Source organism: Chamaesiphon sp. OTE_20_metabat_361 (assembly GCF_031364565.1).
The window spans coordinates 1-4,577 of the sequence record NZ_JANLWO010000834.1; the positions used below are offsets into that span (position 1 = coordinate 1).

Annotated in this window: 1 protein-coding gene; it reads left to right on the plus strand. The window is 53.5% G+C overall.

The window, feature by feature from the left end; all coding sequences use genetic code 11:
• The coding region (locus tag RMO35_RS23375) for a polyketide synthase (RefSeq protein WP_309744852.1) at window positions 1-4,577 on the plus strand (4,577 nt) is incomplete at both ends.

Below are 4,577 nucleotides of genomic sequence, written 5' to 3' on the forward strand. Positions count from 1 at the left end.
GGGGGACGGCTGGTAATCGTGCCGTTTGATGTGAGTCGTTCGCCCCAGGATTTTTATGAGTTATTAGCGACAGAGCGAGTGACGGTACTCAATCAGACGCCTTCGGCATTTCGGCAACTGCAACGCGTCGCAACTAAACCAGAGGCGCAATTAGCACTGCAATTACGCTTGGTGGTGTTCGGTGGCGAAGCGCTCGATCTGCCTAGCTTGCAGCCGTGGTTTGCTAAATATGGGGATAAAGCACCGCAGTTGGTGAATATGTACGGTATCACTGAAACTACCGTGCATGTGACTTATCGCCCGATTGAGCTGACAGATATCGATTGCGGGAGTGCCATCGGTCGCCCGATTCCCGATTTAGAATTATATGTCCTCGATCCCGACTTGCAGCCAGTAGAAGTCGGCACAACTGGCGAAATGTACGTCGGTGGTGCGGGGGTAGCGCGGGGTTATCTCAATCGTCCCGAACTCACCGCCGAGCGGTTTATCCCACATCCTTTCGCACCGGATGGCGTGCTGTATAAGACTGGCGATCTGGCGCGATACCTACCCGATGGCGATCTGGAGTATTTGGGACGCAGCGACAATCAGGTAAAAATTCGCGGTTTTCGGATCGAGCTGGGTGAAATCGACGCGACGCTCACTCAACAACCGCAGATCCAAGAAGCCGTAACGATCGTCAGAGAGGACGCACCGGGCGATATCCGACTGGTGGCGTATGTGGTACCTGCGACGCCAGCACCGCTGGACATTCCCGCATTGAGAGCGACACTCAAGCAGCAGTTACCCGATTATATGGTTCCGGCTGCCTTCGTGTGTGTGGCAGCGATGCCCCTAACTGCTAATGGCAAAATCGATCGTCAAGCCTTGCCCCTCCCCGAGCAACCGCAAATCGACTACAGAGCGACGCTGGTGGCTGCCGATACCGCGATTGAGCAAATCTTAATCGAGATTTGGCAAGCTAGTCTCCGCCTGGAAAAGATTGGTGTCGAGGATAATTTTTTCGATTTAGGTGGTAATTCCTTATTAGGCTTAGCCGCCATCGAGTCGATCCAAGCGAAGTTTAACCTCAAAGTTTCGCCAGTGAGACTGTATCAATATCCAACGATTCGATCGCTGGCTAAATATCTCAATTCGGTACTCGTCGCCCAACCACCGACGACAGTAGCGCCGAGCGTCCCGCTAACGCAATTACCTGCTGTTAAAAATACCGATGTCGCTGTAATTGGCATGGTGGGTAGATTTCCTGGTGCCGATAGTATCGATCGACTGTGGGAGAATTTGTGTGCGGGGCGAGAAGCAACAACTTTTTTCGAGCCAGATGAAATCGATCCCAGTGTCGATCCACAACTGCTCGCCGATCCCAACTACGTCCGTGCCAAAGGCGTCCTCGCCGGAGCCGAACTCTTTGATGCCAGCTTCTTTGGGATGACTGCGAGAACGGCAGAAATGATGGATCCTCAAGCCAGAGTATTGCTGGAATTGGCTTCGGAAGCTCTCGAAACGGTGGGCTATGTCGCCGGGGCAACGACTAAAATCGGGATCTATGCTGGCTCGGCTGATACGACTTATTTCGAGCGGCATTTGAGCGCTCGATTGCCGAAGGCAGGGCAAAGCCCAACGGATATTCTCGATCGGTTTGGTGAGTTCCAGACACATTTGGTTAACGATCGCGATTATTTTGCCACTAGAGCTTCCTATCAGCTCAATCTCCAAGGGCCGAGTATTAATATCAGTACGGCTTGTTCGACTTCTTTAGTGGCGATTATTCAAGCCTATGAGGGCTTATTAGCCAACCGCTGCGATCTGGCGCTAGCTGGCGGTGTGGCGATCGATACGCCCCAAAATCGCGGTTATTTACATCAGGAGGGGAGTATTCTTAGCCCCGATGGACATTGCCGTCCGTTTGATGCCAACGCACAGGGGACATTATTTAATAACGGTGGGGGGCTAGTCGTCCTCAAACGCTTGGACGAGGCGATCGCATCTGGCGATCGGATTTATGCAGTGATTAAGGGTGTCGGCATCAATAATGATGGTGCGGATAAGGTCAGTTTTACAGCTCCGAGCGTTCGAGGTCAAATGGGGGCGATTCTCCAGGCGCAAGCCCAAGCGGGGGTCGATCCTGAGACGATTTCTTACATCGAAGCTCACGGTACTGCGACTGCTTTAGGCGATCCGATCGAAGTTGAAGCCTTAACTCAAGCCTTCCGCACCAAAACTACTGCTACCCAATTTTGTGGCATCGGCTCGATTAAAAGTAATTTGGGACACCTTACCGCCGCCGCTGGGGTGGCGGGATTTATCAAGACAGTTTTAGCGCTATACCATCGCCAAATCCCCCCGAGTATCAACTACGATCGACCGAATCCCTACATTGATTTTGCCAACAGTCCCTTCTATGTCAACGCTAAATTAACAGACTGGAAAGCTACTACCCCGCGCCGCGCGGGAGTTAGCTCCTTCGGCGGCGGCGGCACCAACGCTCATGTCATCCTCGAACAGCCCCCAGTCATACCGCCATCGAGTCCGAGTCGTCCCTATCAGTTATTGTTACTCTCGGCTAAAACCGCTACCGCGATCGACAGGCAGACAAACGACCTTCACGACTACCTCAAACGAGCTTCTAATCCACCCCTAGCCGATATCGCCGCCACCCTCCAACAAGGGCGCAAACGCTACTCACAGCGGCGATTTGTCGTCTGTCAGCAGCCGAGCGACGCGATCGTCAATCTGGCGACATTACCCCCGCAATTAACCGCTACTCAAAATGCTGACAGCCAAAATGCTGAGGTAGCGTGGATGTTTTCCGGACAGGGCGCTCAGCACGTCAATATGGGGTTAGATTTGTATCGATCGGAACCCATATTTAGACAAGCGATCGATAATTGTACGGAGATTTTACAACCATTACTCGGGCTAGATTTACGGGAAATAATTTATCCGTCAGCATTAGCGACAGCTCAGAGTACCGAATTACTCAGTCAAACTCGTTACACCCAACCAGCTCTGTTTGCGATCGAATATGCACTCACCCAACTGTGGCAAAGTTGGGGCATTCGCCCTCAAGCCGCGATCGGACACAGTGTCGGCGAATTTGTCGCTGCTTGCTTAGCGGGAGTGTTCTCGCTAACTGATGCCCTCCAGCTCGTTGCCAAGCGGGGACAATTGATGTGGGATTTGCCTGCTGGCTCGATGCTCTCCGTCCGCTGTTCTGCCGAAGAGATTGCCAGCAAACTTCCGCCGGAACTCGCGATCGCCGCCATTAATAGTCCCGTCGCCTGCGTTGTTTCCGGCTCGACACAGGCGATCGAGCGATTGGAACAGGAACTCACCGCAGCTACCATCGCTTGTAAATTACTCCACACCTCCCATGCCTTTCACTCCCCAATGATGGCAGCGATCGTCGCCCCTTTTGCCGCTGAGGTTGCCCGAGTGCGATTGTCGCCACCCCAGATCCCATTTGTGTCGGCAGTCACAGGCGACTGGATTACCGCAGCGCAAGCTGTAGATCCCCAGTATTGGGCAGAACATCTCCGCCAGCCAGTCCAGTTTGCCAAAGGAATTCAGACATTGTGGGAGCGCAATCCCGATTATGTCCTCCTAGAAATCGGCCCTCGGCAATCTTTAACCACTCTCGCTACCCAACAACGCCGCGATCGCCAGAATGTCATTCCGTCATTGGGCAATGTCGCCGCACCCGATCGGGACTGGCAATATATTCTCGCCGCGATCGGGCAATTGTGGCAAGCCGGAGCCAATATCGACTGGCAGCAATTTTATCATCAGGAAACTCGACAGCGGGTACCACTGCCAACCTATCCATTCGAGAGACAAAAATATTGGATCGATCCACCGCCTCATTTCCGCAACTCAGTCCCCACAAACGATCTAGCTACCGCGACTGCGATCGATTCCACTCCAACCGCACCTTTGCCAAACACAGCGATGACTTCACAGCAATTGTCAGAACCAGCAATGAGGATAATGCCCGAACAGAATAGGCACGAGCGATTGATGCCCGAAATCGCCGTAGTTATCGAGGCTGCCGCTGGCATCAAGATCGGTACTGGCGATCGAGGCTCGACCTTCTTGGAACTAGGTTTGGATTCGCTGTCGCTCACTCAAATAGCGCTGAGCTTAAAAAAGAAATTCAAAGTCCCCGTCACTTTTCGGCAGTTGTTAGAAGATTGCTCGACAATGACAACCCTCGCCCGCTCGATCGATTTCCAGTTGCCCCCAGAAGCCTTTCCAGCACCTGAAATCGCCCAGCCGACTCCGCCAGTTAATTTACCAATTGCCGTCGCACCCAGCCCGATCGCGCCCCCGTCACCGTCACCAATTAACCCCGTCATCCCAGTCACTCAGCTAGCGGCTAACAGTGCGATGAGTGCGGGTACTAGCAGCGCGATCGAATCGCTAATCCAGCAGCAGCTCCAAATCATGGCTCGCCAACTCGAACTCCTCAGCAGCCATCCAACTCCAGCCATCACCCAGTCCCCCAGCCCCCCAGCACCCCCACTCCCCTACTCCCCTACTCCCCCACTCCCCCACTCCCAATCCCCCAGCAACAACAA